General features: G+C 65.9%; 17 protein-coding genes. 7 read left to right on the top strand and 10 right to left on the bottom strand.

Going from position 1 to position 18,434, the window contains the following annotated elements; genetic code table 11:
• Positions 1 to 28: 28 nt before the first annotated feature.
• The 9 genes from ACQR1Y_RS04430 to ACQR1Y_RS04390 form a co-directional block, all read right to left on the bottom strand.
• Complete coding sequence (locus ACQR1Y_RS04430) at positions 29 to 970, bottom strand: ABC transporter permease (protein WP_434862073.1); 942 nt, start codon at positions 968 to 970, stop codon at positions 29 to 31.
• A gap of 409 nt (positions 971 to 1,379) precedes the next feature.
• Positions 1,380 to 2,852: an ABC transporter substrate-binding protein gene (locus tag ACQR1Y_RS04425; RefSeq protein ID WP_434875270.1), complete on the bottom strand. Its 1,473-nt coding sequence runs from the start codon at positions 2,850 to 2,852 to the stop codon at positions 1,380 to 1,382.
• Between the two features lie 123 nt (positions 2,853 to 2,975).
• The gene (locus ACQR1Y_RS04420) at positions 2,976 to 3,686 is read right to left on the bottom strand and encodes a DUF1028 domain-containing protein (RefSeq protein ID WP_434875271.1); all 711 of its coding nucleotides are present in this window, start codon (positions 3,684 to 3,686) and stop codon (positions 2,976 to 2,978) included.
• Positions 3,687 to 3,695: 9 nt separating this feature from the next.
• The gene (locus ACQR1Y_RS04415) at positions 3,696 to 5,498 is read right to left on the bottom strand and encodes a gamma-glutamyltransferase family protein (protein WP_434875272.1); all 1,803 of its coding nucleotides are present in this window, start codon (positions 5,496 to 5,498) and stop codon (positions 3,696 to 3,698) included.
• 139 nt (positions 5,499 to 5,637) lie between these two features.
• Positions 5,638 to 6,645, bottom strand: coding sequence for an ABC transporter ATP-binding protein (locus ACQR1Y_RS04410; RefSeq protein WP_434875273.1), 1,008 nt, complete (start codon positions 6,643 to 6,645; stop codon positions 5,638 to 5,640).
• On the bottom strand, positions 6,642 to 7,625 hold the full coding sequence (locus ACQR1Y_RS04405) for an ABC transporter ATP-binding protein (RefSeq protein ID WP_434875274.1): 984 nt from the start codon (positions 7,623 to 7,625) through the stop codon (positions 6,642 to 6,644). The genes ACQR1Y_RS04410 and ACQR1Y_RS04405 overlap by 4 nt, the downstream gene beginning before the upstream one ends.
• 31 nt (positions 7,626 to 7,656) lie before the next feature.
• Positions 7,657 to 8,625: an ABC transporter permease gene (locus ACQR1Y_RS04400; RefSeq protein ID WP_434875275.1), complete on the bottom strand. Its 969-nt coding sequence runs from the start codon at positions 8,623 to 8,625 to the stop codon at positions 7,657 to 7,659.
• Between the two features lie 2 nt (positions 8,626 to 8,627).
• The gene (locus tag ACQR1Y_RS04395; RefSeq protein ID WP_434862067.1) at positions 8,628 to 9,608 is read right to left on the bottom strand and encodes an ABC transporter permease; all 981 of its coding nucleotides are present in this window, start codon (positions 9,606 to 9,608) and stop codon (positions 8,628 to 8,630) included.
• A 109-nt stretch (positions 9,609 to 9,717) separates the two neighbouring features.
• Positions 9,718 to 11,313, bottom strand: a complete 1,596-nt coding sequence (locus ACQR1Y_RS04390) for an ABC transporter substrate-binding protein (protein WP_434862066.1) — start codon at positions 11,311 to 11,313, stop codon at positions 9,718 to 9,720.
• 526 nt (positions 11,314 to 11,839) lie between these two features.
• Here ACQR1Y_RS04390 and ACQR1Y_RS04385 point away from each other — a divergent pair.
• Positions 11,840 to 12,100 (top strand): DUF6489 family protein, encoded by a 261-nt coding sequence (locus tag ACQR1Y_RS04385; RefSeq protein ID WP_006613360.1) that lies wholly within the window; start codon positions 11,840 to 11,842, stop codon positions 12,098 to 12,100.
• Between the two features lie 134 nt (positions 12,101 to 12,234).
• Positions 12,235 to 13,239, top strand: coding sequence for an alpha/beta fold hydrolase (locus tag ACQR1Y_RS04380; RefSeq protein ID WP_434875276.1), 1,005 nt, complete (start codon positions 12,235 to 12,237; stop codon positions 13,237 to 13,239).
• Between the two features lie 296 nt (positions 13,240 to 13,535).
• On the opposite strand, the gene ACQR1Y_RS04375 is transcribed toward ACQR1Y_RS04380, so the two are convergent.
• Positions 13,536 to 14,456 carry an alpha/beta fold hydrolase gene (locus ACQR1Y_RS04375; RefSeq protein WP_434875277.1) on the bottom strand — a complete coding sequence of 307 codons (921 nt, stop codon included), beginning with the start codon at positions 14,454 to 14,456 and terminating at the stop codon, positions 13,536 to 13,538.
• A 144-nt stretch (positions 14,457 to 14,600) separates the two neighbouring features.
• Between ACQR1Y_RS04375 and ACQR1Y_RS04370 the strand changes: the two genes are divergently transcribed.
• The 5 genes from ACQR1Y_RS04370 (at position 14,601) to paaB (ending at position 18,377) form a co-directional block, all read left to right on the top strand.
• A complete protein-coding gene (locus ACQR1Y_RS04370) occupies positions 14,601 to 15,419 on the top strand; it encodes a hypothetical protein (RefSeq protein WP_434875278.1) in 819 nt (272 codons plus the stop codon).
• A gap of 138 nt (positions 15,420 to 15,557) precedes the next feature.
• The gene (locus ACQR1Y_RS04365; protein WP_434875279.1) at positions 15,558 to 16,034 is read left to right on the top strand and encodes a phasin; all 477 of its coding nucleotides are present in this window, start codon (positions 15,558 to 15,560) and stop codon (positions 16,032 to 16,034) included.
• Positions 16,035 to 16,127: 93 nt separating this feature from the next.
• Positions 16,128 to 17,009 carry a phenylacetic acid degradation operon negative regulatory protein PaaX gene (gene paaX / locus ACQR1Y_RS04360; protein ID WP_434862093.1) on the top strand — a complete coding sequence of 294 codons (882 nt, stop codon included), beginning with the start codon at positions 16,128 to 16,130 and terminating at the stop codon, positions 17,007 to 17,009.
• A 78-nt stretch (positions 17,010 to 17,087) separates the two neighbouring features.
• Positions 17,088 to 18,077, top strand: a complete 990-nt coding sequence (gene paaA / locus ACQR1Y_RS04355; RefSeq protein ID WP_434875280.1) for a 1,2-phenylacetyl-CoA epoxidase subunit PaaA — start codon at positions 17,088 to 17,090, stop codon at positions 18,075 to 18,077.
• 12 nt (positions 18,078 to 18,089) lie between these two features.
• The gene (paaB, locus tag ACQR1Y_RS04350; protein WP_006613353.1) at positions 18,090 to 18,377 is read left to right on the top strand and encodes a 1,2-phenylacetyl-CoA epoxidase subunit PaaB; all 288 of its coding nucleotides are present in this window, start codon (positions 18,090 to 18,092) and stop codon (positions 18,375 to 18,377) included.
• The last annotated feature ends 57 nt before the right edge of the window (positions 18,378 to 18,434 follow it).

The following is an 18,434-nucleotide window of genomic DNA, read 5'->3' as shown; positions in this document are numbered from 1 at the left end:
CGGTGCTGAGAGCGTGGTCTCGGCCATGTCAGCTCCTCAGCCGCGGATTGACGAGGACGTAAGCGAGATCGGCGATCAGGTTCAGCATGATATAGACGGTGGCGGTGACCAGCACGACGCCCTGCACGACGGCGTAGTCGCGGTTGAACACGGCATCGACGATCAGCTTGCCGAAGCCGGGGATGGAGAAGATCTGCTCGGTCAGCACGGCGCCGGAGAGCAGCGTACCGAGTTCGAGCGCGCCGAGCGTGATGACGGGCGTGAGCGCATTGCGCAGCGCGTGGCGCAGGATGACCTGGCGTTCGGAAATGCCCTTGGCGCGCGCAGTGCGGATATAGTCGCTGCTCAGCACCTGAAGCATGGCGCTGCGGGTGTGGCGCATCAGGATCGCGGCGATGGCGTTGCCGAGCACGAAGGCCGGCATGATCGTCGCCGCGAGGCTGGCGCGCCAGTCCTCGGCGAGCGAGACATAGCCCGAGGCGGGCAGCCAGCCGAGCTGGATCGAGAACACGAAGATCAGCATGATCCCAAGCCAGAAGTTCGGCGTCGAGATGCCCCACAGCGCGAACAGATTGGCGGCGTAGTCCCAAGCGGTGCCGCGCTTGACCGCGGAGATGATGCCGGCGGGAATCCCGATCAGAAACGCGATCACGATCGCCATTGATGCGAGTTGCAACGTCACCGGCAGCTTCTGCAGGATGAGATCGCGCACCGGCATCTTGATGCGGAGCGACTCGCCGAAGTCCCCGGACAGAACGCCCTTGATCCAGTAGCCGTATTGGACGGGCAGGGGCTGGTCGAGGCGATACTGCTTGCGGATCTGCTCGATGACCGCGGGATCACGCTCCTCGCCGGCCATGACGAGCGCGGGATCGCCGGGCAGCAGCTGCTGCAGCGAGAAGATCAGGATCGAGACGAAGATCAGGGTCGGGATGATCTGCGCGAGGCGGCGGGCGAGGAAGGTCAGCATGTGCCAGGCCTCGCGGCGCAATGCTCATGCGTGCGATGAAAGGCCGGTCGCGCTCCCAGCGTTCCCTCCCCCCTTGTGGGGGAGGGACAGGGAGGGGGGTACTCCACGGGAGATCGGAGTGCGTGGCACCCCCCACCCCAACCCTCCCCCACAAGGGGGGAGGGAGCGCAGCGTGGGCGGGGCGCCGGCAACGCTCTCGCCAAGCGACCATGATGTTGGTGATTAGCAATCGGTCGCGCCCCCAGCGTTCCCTCCCCCCTTGTGGGGGAGGGACAGGGAGGGGGGGACCCCAAGCGAGATGGGAGTTCGTGGTACCCCCCACCCCAACCCTCCCCCACAAGGGGGGAGGGAGCAGAGCGAGTGCGGAGCGCCGACATCGCGTCCCAATGACCAGGGGCCAACCGACCGCTCACTTCAGCTTCAGCCCGATCAGACGCACCAGGCCGTCGGGCATCTGCTTGTAGCCCTCGAGCTTCTTGGTGTGCGCAATCAGGATGCGGCGATGGTAGAGGTAGAGGATCGGCTCCTCCTCGATTTCGAGCTTGGCGAGCTTCTCGTACAGCGCCTTGCGCTGCGCCATGTCGGTGATGAGGCGGGCGTCGTTCAGCGCCTTGTCGGCGTCGGCATTGGCCCAGACGCTGTAGTTCTGCGGCGCGCTGCTGTGCATGAAGACGTAGCTGTTGCCGTCGGGATCGATGCGGCCGCTCCAGGACAGCATGTAGGCCTGATAGTCGCCGGACTCGGCCTGCTTCAGCGAGGTCGCGAACTCCGTCACCCGGATCTTCATGTCGAAGCCGGCCTCGGCGGCCATCGACTGCACGACTTGGGCGACCGCCTCGGTCTCGGCGCCCTTCGGCACCAGGAAGTCGACCGCGACCGGCGGCGTGACGCCGGCCTCCTTCAACAGCGCCTTGGCCTTCTCGACATCGCGCGCGCGGATCGGGAACGCCTTCTGATAATACGGATGCGAGGGATTGACCCACTGGTTGCCCGGCATGAACTCGCCGTTGAACACCACCTGGTTCAGCGCCTCGCGATCGATCGCGAGATCCAGCGCCTGCCGCACCTTGGCGGACTGGCTGAGCTGCCCCTTGGCCTTGTCCTTGCCGATGTTGAGCGTGATGCCCTGATAGCCGAGCTCGATCGCCGTCGACAGCGCGAGCTTGGAGTCCGCGCGGACGTCCTTGATGTCGGTCGCGAGCACGCGCTCGATCAGGTCGAGGCCGCCGGACTTCAGGTTGGCCAGCCGCACCGTGGCATCGACGATCGGCTGGTAGACGATCTTGTCGATGAAGACGTTGTCCTTGTTCCAGTAGTCGGCGAACTTCTCGAATACGATGCGGTCCTGCTGGACGCGCTCGACGAATTTGTACGGACCGGCGCAGACCGGGCGCAGGCCGAACTTGTCGCCGGCCTCCTTGGCCGCCTTCGGCGACACCATCATGCCGGCGCGGTCGGTGAGCTGGGCGATCAGCGGCGAGAACGGCGCCTTCAGGACGAGCTTGATGGTCAGGGGATCGACGACATCGACGTGATCGACTGACGCCAGCTCCGGCTTGCGGAACGAGCCAGGGAAGGTGAGGTGGCGGTCGATCGAGAATTTCGCCGCCTCCGCATCGAACGACTCGCCGTCGTGAAACTTCACGCCCGGCCGCAGCTTGATCGTGACCTCCTTGCCATCGGCGGAGGTCTCGTGCGACAGCGCCAGTTGCGGCACGATGTTGAGCTTCTCGTCGATGTCGAACAGCTTGTCGCAGGTCGCCGCGAAGACGATGCGGCCGACATAGGTGCGCGCCATGGTCGGATCGAGCACGTCGGGATCCTCGGCGAGGCCGATGCGCAACGTGGTCTGCGCCTGCGCGGCAGCAGCGCAAGAGGCCATGAGAACAGCCGCGAGAGCGGCCAAGCACCAGTTCTTCCTCAGCATATGAAGTCCCCTACGAAATGCAGCCAGTGTCGTTGCACTATCCATACCAACCCCGCTCAGAGGCGGTCCTTCCGGAACTCAAGTCGGGTTCGCGAGCGCCGCCGCGATGCCGGCATCGATCGTTGCGCGATCGGTGACGCCGGCCGGGTTGTCGCGCGTCGGCATGAACTGGCGGAACACCGCCCAATGCCTGCGGCTCACGCTCTCCAGCCGTTCGAGCTCGCTAAGCGGATCGGGATGATCGTCGACGCGCAGGTCGAGCTCCGACCATTCGTCCTTGCCGTGGATCAGCAGCGCAGCCGACTGCTTGCCGCGCTTGTCGCCGCCGGCGGCCTCGCCCGCTCTCATCGCCGCGATCAGCCGCTGCGCGAAGGGCTGGGCGCTGTTGGCGAGATACGCGTTCGCAGTCTCGTTCAGCACCTGCGGGCCGGCGAGCATGTTGCCGGCGATCGAAAAGCCCTGGCCTTCGAGATGGCCGCACCAGTCGATGCAGTCGCGGCCGGTATGCGCCGCGATCTGGCCGTTGAGATCGAGGATGTGAACCTGCCGGCTCTCGCGGCCGGGATCGGCTGCTGTGAGGAGCTGCACGATCTCGCGCGGGTGGCGGCCATCGCGCAGCAGCGTCGCGCCGTCGATGCCGTAGTAGGGATTGACCAGCGCCTGCGTGGCGATGCCGCCGCGACCGGCGACGATGAATGGCACGCGTGCGCCGACGGCGAAGAAGCGCGTGGCGACAGCGATGCCGATCCGGCCGGTGGCATCGTCCTTGGCAATGATCGACCAAGTCATCGTCGGCCCTCAGCGTCCCGCGGCGTAGCCCTGCATGCCCCGCGGATTGGCTGCGGCGCGGCGGCGGCGGCCGACTCGCGAAGCGGCCGTCAGGCGGCCCTCCGACCAGTCCGGGCCGACTTCGACGACATGGCCGCGGCGGCGCAGCTCCTCGATAGTGGCTTTGGGCACGCGGCCCTCGACCACCAGCACGCCGGGGCGCGCGGTGCGCGGCCAGAACGAGATCGGGAAATGCTCGGAGTGCCAGGCGGGTGCGTCGATCGATTCCTGCAGGTTCATGCCGGCATGGACGTGGCGCAGGAAGAACTGCGTGTTCCACTGGTCCTGCTGGTCGCCGCCGGGCGAGCCCCAGGCGACGTAGGGCTCGCCGTCGCGCAGCGCCATGGTCGGCGACAAGGTCGTGCGTGGCCGCTTGCCGGGCACCAGCGCGGCCGGATGATTCTCCTCCAGCCAGAACATCTGCGCGCGGGTGCCGAGGCAGAAGCCGAGCTCGGGGATGACCGGCGAGGATTGCAGCCAGCCGCCGGACGGCGTCGCCGAGATCATGTTGCCGTCGCGGTCAATGATGTCGAAATGCACGGTGTCGCCGCGCACCTCGCCGAAGCGGCCGACGGTCGGCTCGCCCGAACCCATCGCGCCGACCGCCTCGCGGTTGCCTGCCGCCTCGCGCAGCTTCACCTCGGCGCCGTAGCCGTCGAGCTTGCCGGGCCGCAGTTCCAGCGACGCCTTCTGCGTGATCAGCTTGCGCCGCTCGTCGTTATAGGCATCCGACAGCAGCGTCTGGATCGGGATGTCGGCAAAGTTCGGATCGCCGTAGAACGCCTCGCGATCGGCGAAGGCGAGCTTCGCAGCCTCGATCTGCCAATGGATGAAATCGGGGCCGGTCGGGTCGAGGCCGTCGAGCGCAAAGCCCTTGAGCAGCGCGAGCTGCTGCAGCAGCACCGGGCCCTGGCTCCAGACGCCGGCCTTGCAGACGGTGTAGCGGCCATACTGATAGGTCAGCGGCGCCTCGATGGTCGGCTGCCAACGCGCCATGTCGTCGGCCGTCAGCACGCCCTTGTGGCGCGACCCCGAGACGTCCATCACCTCCTGAGTCCGGCAGAAGCGATCGATGGCTTCGGCAACAAAGCACTGCGACCACGCCTTGCGGGCGCGCTCGATCTGCGCGTCGCGATCACTGCCCGCGCTCTCGCCTTCGCTGAGGATCCGCGCGTAGGTCTCGGCGAGCTTGGGATTGGTGAACAGCGTGCCCGGGCGCGGCACCTCGCCGTTCGGCAAATACAGCGCTGCAGAGGTCGGCCAATGCGTCTTGAACAACTGCTCGACGGTCTGGATCGTCGCCGAGACGCGCTCGACCAGCGGATAGCCGTCGCGGGCATAGGAGATCGCCGGCTCCAGCACGTCGCGCAGCCGCATCGTGCCGTAGTCGCGCAGCAGCAGCATCCAGGACTCGAAGGTGCCGGGGACGCAGGCCGCGAGCAGTCCGGTGCCGGGCACCATGTCGAGGCCCTCGCGCTTGTAGTGCGCGATGGTGGCGCCGGCCGGTGCGGGGCCCTGGCCGCAGATCACCTCGGTGCGTCCGCGCTTCACATCGTGCAGGATGATCGGCACGTCACCGCCGGGGCCGTTGAGATGCGGCTCGACCACCTGCAAGGTAAAGGCGGCCGCGACGCCGGCGTCGAACGCGTTGCCGCCGCGCTCCAGCATCGCCATGCCGACCGCGGTCGCGAGCCAGTGCGTCGACGTGACGACGCCGAAGGTGCCGTCGATCTCGGGGCGGGTGGTGAAGGGATCGGGATTGATGAAGCTCATGGCGCGTTTTGATCTGTCCTAATTACGCGCCGTCATTGCGAGCGAAGCGAAGCAATCCAGGGCCGTGGGTGACGCCCCTGGATTGCTTCGTCGCTTCGCTCCTCGCAATGACGACCCATTTGAATTCCGTCGTCTCGCTTCACGCAACCGATGCCGTCGGAACGGCCGTCGCTGCCGGCTGGTTCACTGCGTGGCAGGCGACGCCGCCGATCAACTCCGGCGACTTCTGCCGGCACAGATCGAACGCGAGCGGACAACGCGGATTGAACGTGCAGCCGGACGGCGGATTGATCGGGTTCGGGATCTCGCCCTTGACCGGGATGCGCTGGCGGCCGGACATCGACAGATCCGGCACCGCGCCGAGCAGCATCCTGGTGTAGGGCATGCGCGGATCGTTGAAGAGCTGGCGCCCCTCCGCGATCTCGACGATGCGGCCGAGATACATCACGCCGATGCGGCTCGCCATGTGGCGGACGACCGCGAGATTGTGGCTAATGAACAGATAGGTCAGGCCGAACTTGTCCTGCAGGTCGCGCATCAGATTGAGGATCTGCGCTTGCACGGATACGTCGAGCGCCGAGGTCGGCTCGTCGCAGACGATGAAGTCGGCCTCCGAGGCGAGTGCGCGCGCGATCGCGATGCGCTGGCGCTGGCCGCCGGAAAATTCGTGAGGGAATTTCTGGCCGTCATCCGGATGCAGGCCGACCAGCGTCAGGAGCTCGCCGACGCGGTTCTTGATCTGGCGCTCGCCCTCGATCACGTTGAAGGCGCGGATCGGCTCGGCGATGATGGACTCGACGCGGAAGCGCGGATTGAGGCTGGCATAGGGATCCTGGAACACCATCTGAATGCGCCGGCGCAGCTTGCGCCGCGCCTGCGCCTGACGTGCTTCGCTCATCGACACGCCGTCGATGATGACCTCGCCAGAGGTCGGCGCCAGCAGCCCGACCACCATGCGCGCGACCGTCGTCTTGCCGGAGCCGGACTCGCCGACCAGCGCGAAGGTCTCGCCCTTCCGGATGCCGAAGCTGACGCCGTCGACCGCCTTCAGGAATTCCTGAGGCTGGCGTTCGATCATGCGGTTGAGCCAGGGTTTCGAGACGTCGAACACCCGGCGGAGATCCTTGACCTCGACGAAATCGCTCATGCCGCGGTCTCCGTCGCGCGATCATACAGATGGCAGGCGACCGCCTGCGTGCCCCGCTGCTGCGGATCGGGTCTGTCGATGCGGCAGCGGTCGAAGGCGGCGTTGCAACGTGGATTGAACGAGCAGCCCGCGGGGATCGCCGACAGCCGCGGCATCGAGCCGGGGATCTGCACCAGCCGCTTGTCCTCGCCCGCGAGAGTCGGGATCGCGCCCATCAGGCCCTTGGCGTAGGGGTGCAGCGGGTTCTTGATGACCTCCTGAACCGGGCCGATCTCGGCGACGCGGCCGGCATACATCACCGCGACGCGGTCGCATGTCTCGGCGATCACGCCCATGTCGTGGGTCACCAGCATCACGGCGGTGCCGTGGTCGCGGCCGAGCCGCTTGATCAGCGAGATGATCTGCGCCTGCACGGAGACGTCGAGCGCGGTGGTCGGCTCGTCGGCGATGATCAGCTCGGGCTCGGCGCACAGCGCGAGCGCGATCACGACGCGCTGGCGCATGCCGCCGGAGAATTCGTGCGGATAGCCGTCGATGCGCTTCTCGGGCGCGGGGATGCCGACCTCGGCGAGCAGGTCGATGGCGCGCTTGCGCGCCTGTTGGTCGGTGAGATTGGTGTGGGTCTTGATGGTCTCGATGATCTGGTCGCCGACGCGGTACAGCGGATTGAGCGAGGTCAGCGGGTCCTGGAAGATCATGCCGATGCGCTTGCCGCGCACCTTGCGCATCTCCTCCGGCGGGAGATTGTCGATGCGCAGGCCGGACAGCAGGATCTCGCCGCCGGAGATGCGGCCGGGACGGTCGATCAGGCCGATCACGGCAAGGCCCGTGACCGACTTGCCGGCGCCGGATTCGCCGACCACGCCGAGCACCTCGCCCTTGGCGATGTCGTAGGAGACGCCGTCGATCGCGCGCAGGGTGCCGCGCCTTGTCTCGAACTCGACCTGCAGGTTGCGCACGGACAGAACGGGGGCGGTCATGAGGTTGAGACCTTCATACGCAGGAGCGGGGTCATCGCAGTTTCGGGTTGAGCGCGTCGCGCAGCCAGTCGCCGAGCAGGTTGATCGACAGGATCAGCCCGGCCAGCGCGATGCCGGGGAAGGCGACGATCCACCATTCGCCGGCGAACAGATAGTTGTTGCCGATCCGGATCAGGGTGCCGAGCGAGGGCATCGTCTCCGGCATGCCGGAACCGAGGAACGACAAGGTCGCCTCGGTGATGATCGCGAGCGCCAGGTTGATGGTCGCGATGACCAGCACCGGGCCTGTCGTGTTGGGCAGCACGTGGCGCAGCATGATGACCGGCGCCGGCAGGCCGATCAGTTGCGCTGCCGCGACGTAGTCCTTGTTCTTCTCGACCATCACGGAGCTGCGCACCGTGCGCGCATATTGCACCCAGAAGGAGAGGCCGATGGCGAACACCAGAACGCCCAGCATGCTCAGCCATTCCAGGTGATTGCCGGAGACCGACTTGGCGATGCCGTTGACCAGCAGCGCGATCAGGATCGGCGGGAAGGTGAGTTGCACATCGGCGATGCGCATGATCACGGTGTCGACGCGGCCGCCGAAATAGCCGGCGACGAGACCGAGCGTAATGCCGAGCGCGCCGGAGAACACGACGCCGAGAATGCCGACCAGCAGCGAGATGCGCAGGCCGTAGAGGATGGCCGAGAGCACGTCGCGGCCCTGCTCGTCGGTGCCGAGCAGGAACGGGCTCTGCCCGTCGGCGGTCCATAGCGGCGAGATGCGCGAGTTCAGCAGCTGCAGCTGCGCGGGATCGAACGGGTTCTGCGGCGACAGCAGCGGCGCGAAGATCGCGAGCAGGAAGAACACGAGCGTGATCACGGCCGCCGCCACGGTCAGCTTGGAGCGCCGGAACGAATAGAACAGGTCGCTGGCGAGCGCGCGCTTCAGCCAGCCATCCGCGGCTCTGTGCGGCGCTTCGGTGGGGGCGGGGTGGGGCAGGGCTGCGTCGCTCATGATCAGGCAGGACGGCTGATGGTCGCGCGCAGGCGCGGATCGACCACGGTGTAGAGGATATCAACCACGAGATTGATGGTGACGAAGATCAGCGACACCATCATCAGATAGGCCGCCATGATTGGGATGTCGACATTCTGCACCGCCTGCACGAACAAGAGGCCCATGCCCGGCCATTGGAACACCTGCTCGGTGATGATGGAGAAGGCGATGACCGAGCCGAACTGCAGGCCGACCACGGTGATGACCGGCACCAGGGTGTTGCGCAGGGCGTGGCCGAAATGGATGGCGCGGGTGGTGAGGCCGCGGGCGCGGGCGAAGCGGATGTAGTCGGTGCGCAGCACCTCCAGCATCTCGGCGCGCACCAGCCGCATGATCAGGGTCATCTGGAACAGGCCGAGCGTGATCGAGGGCATGATCAGCGCCTTCCAGCCCGACAATGTGAACAGGCCGCTGCTCCACCAGCCGAGCTTGACGACGTCTCCGCGGCCGAACGAGGGCAGCCAGCCGAGCGTCACCGAGAACAGGTAGATCAAGAGGATGCCGATCAGGAAGGTCGGAAGTGAGATGCCGATCAGCGACACCATCTGGAACAGCTTGGCCAGCAGCGAGTCCCGGCGCAGGGCCGAGAACACGCCCATGAGGATGCCGAAGAAGAGTGACAGGATGGTCGCGCAGATCGCAAGCTCCAGCGTCGCGGGCATCCGCTCCTTGAGGAGATCCGAGACCGGCTGCCGGAACTGGTAGGACACGCCGAACTTGAACTGGGCCGCATTGTAGAGATAGCGGCCGAACTGCACGATGAAAGGATCGTCCAGACCCAGGGATTCGCGGATGCTGGCGCGCTCCGCCGCCGAGGCATCGATGGCGACCAGCTGGTTCACCGGGTCGCCGGCGAAGCGGAACATGGCGAACGAGATGATTCCGACGGCGATCATCACGCCGATGGCCTGGATCGCTCGGCGAAGCGCGAAGGCGAGCATCTGACCCTTTCAGGACTTGCGAGACGCGGCGGCGGGTAGCACCTGCCGCAGGAAATGAAAAGTCCCGAAAAGCAGTTCTGCTTTCCGGGACTTTGGCGTGCGGTATCGACTACTCGGTCTTGGTGGCGAGGAACAGCAGCACGGCGTTGTCGGCGCGCAGCGGGATCTTCACCTTCTTCGAGACGCCCCAGGCGACGGCCTGCTGGTGCAGCGGGATGTAGCCGTAGTCCTTGATGCCGATCTCGAACGCCTGCTTGATCAGCTGATTGCGCTTGGCGGTGTCGGTCTCGACCAGCACCTTGTCGGTCAGCGCGTCGAACTCCTTGTTGCAGTAGTTGCCGAGATTGGCTTCACCGCGGGTCGGATCCTTGGGGTCCTCGCGGCAGCCCATGATGTCGTGCATCACGTTGTGCGCGTCCATCGAGGAGGGGGTCCAGCCGAGCAGGAAGAACGAGGTGTTGTAGCCGCCCGGCTTCAGCACCTTGGCGAAGTACTGCGCCTTGGGCTGCGCGTTCAGGCTCACCTTGACGCCGATGCGGGCGAGCATGCCGACGACGGCCTGGCAGATCGCGGCGTCGTTAACGTAGCGATCGTTGGGGCAGTCCATCGTCACCTCGAAGCCGTCGGGATAGCCGGCTTCGGTCAGGAGCTTCTTGGCGGCGTCGGGATCGTATTTCGGCCGCGTGAACTCCTTGGACAGCGGGAACAGCTCGGGGGCGATCATGAGCGCCGACGGCGTCGACAGGCCGCGCATGACGCGGGTCTTGATCAGCTCGACGTCGACAGCCTTGTAGAAGGCCTCGCGGACGCGGACGTCCTTGAACGGGTTCTTGCCCTTGATGTTCGAGTACAAGAGCTCGTCGCGGGTCTGGTCCATGCCGAGGAAGATGGTGCGCAGCTCCGGTCCCTTCAGGACCTGCGCGTTCGGGCTGGAATCGACGCGGCCGATGTCCTGCACGGGAACCGGCTCGATGATGTCGACCTCGCCCGACAACAGCGCGGCGACGCGCGTGGCGTCGGAGGAGATGGTGGTGAACACGATCTCCTTCAGATTATGCTCGGGCTTGCCCCACCAGTTCGGATTGACCTTGAACACGGTCTTCACGCCCGGCTGATGGCTCTCGATGATGAAGGGGCCGGTGCCGTTCTCGTGCAGCGCGGCGTAGCTCGGCGTAGTTGCCGACACCGGCGTCGGCGCGACGGAGTTGTTCTCCTCGCACCACTTCTTGCTCATGATGTACCACGTGTCCCACTGCGAGATCAGGATGGGATTGGGCGCATCGAGCTTCACGTCGACGGTGTAGTCGTCGACCTTGATGAATTTCGCGTCGGGTGGAACGTTCGACAGGAAGTTCGAGCCGGTGGCGCGGACGCGTTCGGCGGAGAAGATCACGTCGTCGGCGGTGAAGGGTTCACCGTTGTGGAACTTGACGCCCTTGCGCAGGTGGAAGCGCCAGCGGGTCGGCTCGGGCGTCTCCCAGCTCTCGGCCAGCGCGGGGATGATCTTGAGATCCTTGTCGCGCGCGGTGAGCCCCTCATAGACGTGGGCGTGGTGCGCAATCGTGGTCGATTCCTTGAAGGTGTAGGGATCGAGCGACTTCAGAGTGCCCTGGTTGGCATAGCGCAGGGTCTGGGCCGAAGCCGGCATGACGGCGAGGCCGAATGCCACCGCCGCCGCGATGAGCAGGGATTTGCGTCCCGACATATGTCCAAATTCTCCGCGTTTGACGCTTGTTTTCGCGGCAGGCGCGATTGATCCGGCCTGCCTTGCTTGAAGTTCTTGACTCGAAGTTCGTGAAGTCTGCAGCGCCTCTTGCACGAACTTCAAGAAACAACAAGACGCCGGGCGATATGCTTGCAAGTCTGATGCCGCACCGGAACGGAGCGATCCGGAGACTGTCGGCTGGCGGTGCGCCGTATGACCAGCGGCACATCGATGGAATCATGTTGCCAGAGTTCATCGGCGGCACACAAGTGCAGTTTGTTTAAGCCTAAACGATATGGTTATGGGCCGGCGCCGCTGTGCAGCGCACGCGGCGACCCGGTCGCGACACGGCGGCGCCTGGATTGACCATCTCCCGGGAATTGCGCACCTGCAGCAACGCGCCGCTTGCTAGAGGGGGGCTCGCGCGGTGATACTGTACGCCTGACCTGCCGAGTCCGGGACACCTTGCGGTACCGGGACATGGCGGGAGACGGTGTGGGCGTCGTTTGAACAGCGCGGAGCGGATATGAAAGTCAATATCGAGATCGATTGCACCCCGCTCGAGGCGCGGCAGTTTTTCGGACTTCCCGATGTCGGTCCGATGCAGTCGGCGGTGATGGACCGGCTGCAGCACCAGATGACCAGCAATATCGACAAGCTGACGCCGGAGGCGATCATGCAGAGCTGGTTCACCTTCGATCCGCGCCTGGCTGAGCGGTTTCAGGACCTGATGCTGACCATGACGGGCCTCGGCGGCAGCCGGTCGAGCGACAAGAAGTCGGCCTGACCGAAAGCGGTCCTCGGCGACATCAGCGCGGAACTCGCGGGGCGAGGCGCGCCACACCAGCAGGCTCGGAGCAAGCCTCCTTGCCGTCGTCAGACTGGCCAGCATAGGCCGGCTGACCCATTCAGGGAGGTTGCATGAGCGATCCGATTGGGATGCCGCCGCTGCAATTCGCGCAGACGAACGGCATACGGATGGGATTCTACGAGGCGGGCCCGGCGACGGATCGGCCGCCGTTGATACTCTGCCATGGCTGGCCGGAACTGGCCTTCTCCTGGCGGCACCAGATCAAGGCGCTGGCGGACGCCGGCATCCGCGTCATTGCGCCGGACCAGCGCGGCTATGGCGCCACCGACCGGCCGGAGCCAGTCGAGGCCTATGATCTCGAACATCTCACCGCGGACCTCGTCGGACTGCTGGATCATCTCGCAATCGACAAGGCGATCTTCGTCGGCCACGACTGGGGCGGCTTCGTCGTCTGGCAGATGCCGCTGCGGCATCCGGACCGCGTCGCCGGCGTGGTGGGCATCAACACGCCGCATTTGCCGCGCGCGCCCGCCGATCCCATTGCGATCATGCGCAAGCGTTTCGGCGACATGATGTACATCGTGCAGTTCCAGGATCCCGCGCGCGAGCCCGACCGGATCTTTGGCAGCCGCGTCGAGCAGACCTTCGACGCCTTCATGCGCAAGCCGCTGCCGCGCAACGATCCTCCATCGACCGAGCCGCCGGCCGGCGGGATCGCGGCGTCGCCCTCGCTCAATCTGGCGTTCCCCCAGATGATCGCGGCCTATGACCCCGCCCAGGATAAGCGGCGGCCAATCCTGTCAGATGACGAGAAGCAGGTGTTCGTCGAGACGTTCTCGCACACCGGCTTCACGGGCGGCATCAACTGGTATCGCAACATGACCCGCAACTGGCTGCGATCGGAAGAACTCGACCACACCGTGCGGGTGCCGTCGCTGATGATCATGGCCGAGAACGACGCCGTGCTGCCGCCCTCGGCGGCTGACGGAATGGAGAAGCTGGTGCCGGACCTCGAGAAGCACCTCGTCCTCGACAGCGGCCATTGGACGCAGCAGGAGCAGCCCGAGGAGGTCAGCGCCAAGCTGATCGAATGGCGAAGGCGGCGGTTCGGCTAGGGCGGGGCGGTTCGTTGTCAGACGGACGGCGGGAAAGCCGCCAAGCAATTGACGACAGCCGAGCCAAACGACCGGTGTCATCCCGGACAAGCCTGCCGACGCAACCCATCGGCGGGCGCCGATCCGGGATCCATAGCCACCGTCCCTGATGGCTGAAGCGGGCTGGAGCCACAGCGCGTCGCAACCACCACCGCCGGTGGTTATGGGTCCCGGCTTTCGCCGGGACGACAGCTGAGCGCTTGGCGGGCAGCTTGCCCCAGACCCTTCGCGCAGCCCCACGACCCTTCGCGCTGATGCTACGCCGCCTGCGCGTTCGCGCCGTGCGCGTGCTCGGCGATCGCCTCGATGATCACGGGCCAGGTCGGCGTCGGGATGGCATGGCCCATATTGTCGAGCATCAGCAGCCTGGCGTTCGGGATCGACTCCGCAGTGTCCTTCCCAGCCGTGTGATGCACCAGCGGATCGACCCTGCCGTGGATCACCAGCGTGGGCGCCGTGACGCTGTGCAGCCGCGGCTTGCGGCTGCCGGAGGCGAGGATCGCGCGCAGCTGGCGGCCGACGCCGGCCGGACTGGGGCCGCGGGCGAAACAACGCTCCGCCAACGCGACGTCGCGGGCCTCGTCCTCGGGGAAGGAGCCGGCGCGCAATACCTTCCAGGTCTTGAGGAAGCGCCGGATGTATTCGTCCTTCGTCCGGGGCGGCGGCGCCATCAGCAGCATCGCGACCTCGCGGGTCGGCGGTGGAAGGCGCGGATTGCCGGTGGTCGACATGATCGAGGTCAGCGAGCGCACGCGATGCGGGAAGCTGATCGCGATCTCCTGCGCGATCATGCCGCCCATGGACGCGCCGACCAGATGCGCTGACTTGATGTCGAGCGCGTCCATCAGCCCGACCGTGTCCTTGGCCATGTCGAGGAGCTTGTAGGGCGCTGACACCGGGATGTTGAAGAAGCGCAGCTTGAGCAGCTCGAACGGAGTCAGGCGACGCCCGCCATGCAGCTTGCTGGATTGCCCGACGTCGCGATTGTCGAAACGGATGACATGGAAGCCGCGGTTTGCGAGCTGTTCGCAGAACTCGTCGTACCAGATGACCATCTGGCCGCCCAAGCCCATAATCAGCAGCAGCGGGGGCGCCGTGGGATCGCCGAAGGTTTCGTAGCAGATGTCGATACCGTTGGCGCGCGCGATCTGCGGCGGCTGATGAGCGGTGATAGTCACAGGAATCCTCTTTCAGGGCCAACGGATCTTCTATGCCACGGTTCCGCCGATGGAGAGAAGCAGACCGCGTCTCCCGCATTGCAACGTAACCGTGCTATGAGAGGTTGTGCTTTGAGTCTCCGCGTGGCCTGAAGGAGTGTGCCGATGACCAACAAATCCGGCGACCCGATCGCGTTCTGGCAGCAGATGGTCGGTGAGATGCAGAAGAGCTTCACGGCCTTCACACGATTGCGTCCGATGGGCGCGGCGACCGGCACCTCCAATGATCCCGCAACTTCTGGAAACGGACAGAAGCCCATGGCCGATCTGATGGAAAACTACTTTGCCGGCATGAATGTGCCGAGTCGTGGCCAGCTCACCGCCTTGAGCGAGCGGCTGACCTCGATCGAGAGCGAGCTGGCGGAGACGCGGGCGCTGCTAAAGGAGTTGCTGGCCGCGACCAAGGTGCCGGCACCGACGGTGAAGCCTGCCCCCGATCTCGCCCCGCAGTTGAGCGAGATCAAGGGTTTGCTCGACGTGCTGGTTGCGACGTCCAAGGTCCCGCCGTCTGTCGCCCCGGCGCCGGTGGACGTCACGCCCGAACTCCACGAGATCAAGGCTTTGCTGGGCGAGCTTGTTGCCGCATCCAAGGCACCCCGGCCGGACGTGAAACCGCCCGTCGATCTCACGCCCCAGTTGAGCGAGATCAAGGCGCTGCTCGACCAACTTCTGAACGGTGCGCCGGCGCAGGAACCTGCGGCCACCGCCTCGATCGAGGTGGAGTTGCGCGAGATTCGGTCGGCGCTCGATGTGCTGGTGAAGCAGACCCGGCATGCGGGTGAGGGGGCCGAAGCGACTGAGGTTCCGCCTCCGGCCGAGGTTCCGCCTAAAACCGAGGCTCCTGCGTCGGCCGAAGCCGCCCCGAAAGCCGCCGAGCCGGTTCGCCACGGCAAGTCGCGCAACAAGAAGCACGGCGGCGGCTGAGCCGCATTCCCTATCCTCCCGCAATGGTGCGTTGCAACATAAGTGTTGCGGTGCACCATTTTTGTGGTATGGTTGAGTTACTCCGGTTTTCTTAGGGACGGAGCGAGAGCCATAGCTCAGACGAGGATGGAGACGACCATGACCACCGAGACCAACAAAGTGTTCGACACCGTCAAGGATGCCTTCGCGCCGATGACGGACGCGCTGAAGAACCTGCAGACGATGGAAGTGCCGGAATCCGCGCGGGAGTTCGTCAAGAAGACTGCGTCGACCGCCAAGGAGCGCGCTGCGGAGGCCCTCGCCGGCTCCGAGAAGGTGACCTCGGCGATCGAGACCGCCGTGTTCGACGGCGTCACCGAGGCCGGCAAGATCAGCCGCAACATCCAGCAGGCGCTGTACCAGGACACCGAGGCGTTCTTCGACGGCCTGGACAAGCTGGCGTCCGCCAAGTCGATCAGCGAAGCCGTTGCGATCCAGGGTGAGCTGGCCCGTGCCCGCGGCGAGGCGCTCGTCGCCCGCGCCAAGTCGACCAGCGAGTATGTCGGCAAGCTCGTCACCGAGGGTGCCAAGGTCGCCCAGGAGAACATGGCCAAGGCCTACAACAAGACCGCCTGATCGCGCCTCACGCATCAGACGATCGATCTTCAAGGCCCGCCTCTCGCGGGCCTTTTCTTTTGTGGTGAGGCGAAACCGGCTAAAGCCATGGCCATGCCGCAGCCGCTGTCCCGCATCGTCAACGAGCTGAAGAGCGAGCCGTCGCGCACGGGCTCGCTGATCATCACCGTGTTCGGCGACGCCATCGTGCCGCGCGGCGGCAGCGTCTGGCTGGGCAGCCTGCTCGCCTTCTTCGAGGGGCTCGCGATCGACGGCAGTGTCGTGCGCACGGCGATGTCGCGGCTGACCGCGGAGGGCTGGTTCGAGCGGACGAAGAGCGGCCGCAACAGCTTCTATCGCCTGACCCGGCGCGGCGAGCAGACCTTCGCCGGCGCCACCCGGCACATCTACGATGCGCCGCCGGCCGAATGGAACGGCAGCTTCGAGCTGGTGCTGATTGGCAGTGCCGACGACCGCGAGCAGGCGCGCACCGCGCTGCGCGACGCCGGCTTCGGCAGTCCGCTGCCCGGCGTGTTCGTGGCGCCATCGAGCATCGCCGTGCCCGACGCGGTGGAGGGCGCGATCCGCCTGCAGGCGTCCGCCGGCTCGGAGATGGCGCGGCGGCTGGTGGCGGAGAGCTGGGCGTTGGAACGGACGGCAGAAGCCTATCGCAAGTTCAGCGCCTCCTTTGCGCCGCTCAAGGCCAGCATCGAGCGCGGCGAGGCGCTTTCGGATGGCCAGGCCTTCACCGCCCGCATCCTGCTGATCCACCACTACCGCCGCATCGTGCTGCGCGATCCGCTGCTGCCGGCGGAACTGCTGCCCGGGGACTGGCCGGGGCGGCAGGCGCGGGCGCTGTGCGGCGAAATCTACCGGCTGCTGCTGCCCGGCGCCGAGCGCTGGCTTGATGCCCATGCGATCAACGAGGACGGGTCGCTGCCGGCGGCGGATGTGGCGCTGACGCGGCGGTTCACCGACACGGATGAGGCGCGTTGATATATTACGGAATTCGATTGCATTGCTCGAATTTTGTAATATGTTTGCGGCAACCAAGTCCTGGGAGGACGCCGCCGCATGTATACGCAGGCGCTTAACTCGCCCGAGGAGGGCAGCCACGCCGAGGACGCCGTGCGCGCCCAACGCTTTCAGGCCCGCATCGATGCCGAGGAGCGCATCGAGCCGAACGACTGGATGCCGGCGGCCTATCGCAAGACGCTGGTCCGGCAGATTTCCCAGCACGCCCATTCCGAAATCGTCGGCATGCTGCCCGAGGGCAACTGGATCACGCGCGCGCCGAGCCTGCGCCGCAAGGCGGCGCTGCTCGCCAAGGTCCAGGACGAATGCGGCCACGGGCTCTATCTCTACGCCGCTGCCGAGACGCTCGGCGCCTCCCGCGAGGAGCTGGTCGACGCGATGCTCGCCGGCAAGGCCAAGTACTCCTCGATCTTCAACTATCCGACGCTCACTTGGGCGGATATCGGCGTGATCGGCTGGCTGGTCGACGGCGCCGCGATCATGAACCAGATCCCGCTCTGCCGCTGCTCCTACGGCCCCTACGCGCGCGCGATGATCCGCGTCTGCAAGGAGGAGTCGTTTCACCAGCGCCAGGGCTACGAGATCATGCTGACCTTGTGCCGCGGCACGCCCGAGCAGAAGGCGATGGCGCAGGACGCGCTGAACCGCTGGTGGTGGCCGGTGCTGATGATGTTCGGCCCGCCCGATCAGGCCAGCCAGCACAGCGACACATCGACCAAGTGGAAGATCAAGCGCTTCTCGAATGACGAGCTGCGCCAGAAGTTCATCGATGCCACCGTGCCGCAGGCACAGTATCTCGGCCTGACGATGCCTGACCCCGAGATGAAACAGGACGAGCAGGGCCATTGGCGGCACGGCCCGATCGACTGGAACGAGTTCAAGCAGGTGCTCGCCGGCAACGGCCCATGCAACCGTGATCGGCTCGCGGCGCGACGCAAGGCGCATGCCGACGGCGCCTGGGTGCGCGAGGCCGCGGCCGCCTATGCCGAGAAGCGCGCGCGGCGCCAGATGGCGCAAGCCGCCGAATAGCAGGAGAGCGAGATGGCGACGCCGAACACGCCGTTGTGGGAGGTCTTCATCCGCAGCCGCAACGGGCTCGCGCACAAGCATTGCGGCTCGCTGCACGCGCCCGACGCCACCATGGCGCTGCAGGCGGCGCGCGACCTCTACACGCGTCGCGGCGAAGGTCTGTCGATCTGGGTGGTGCCGTCGAGCGCGATCACCGCGTCCGATCCCGCTGACAAGGGCATGATGTTCGAGCCGGCTGAGACGAAGATCTATCGTCATCCGACGTTCTATGAGGTGCCCGAGGAAGTCGGGCATATGTGAGTGCGCACGGCTGCCAGCCGTCGTCATTGCGAGCGCAGCGAAGCAATCCAGACTGCC

Origin of the sequence: Bradyrhizobium sp. HKCCYLRH3099, assembly GCF_051167855.1 — a bacterium.
Lineage (GTDB): Bacteria > Pseudomonadota > Alphaproteobacteria > Rhizobiales > Xanthobacteraceae > Bradyrhizobium.
This window is presented reverse-complemented; position numbering and strand designations above follow the sequence as displayed.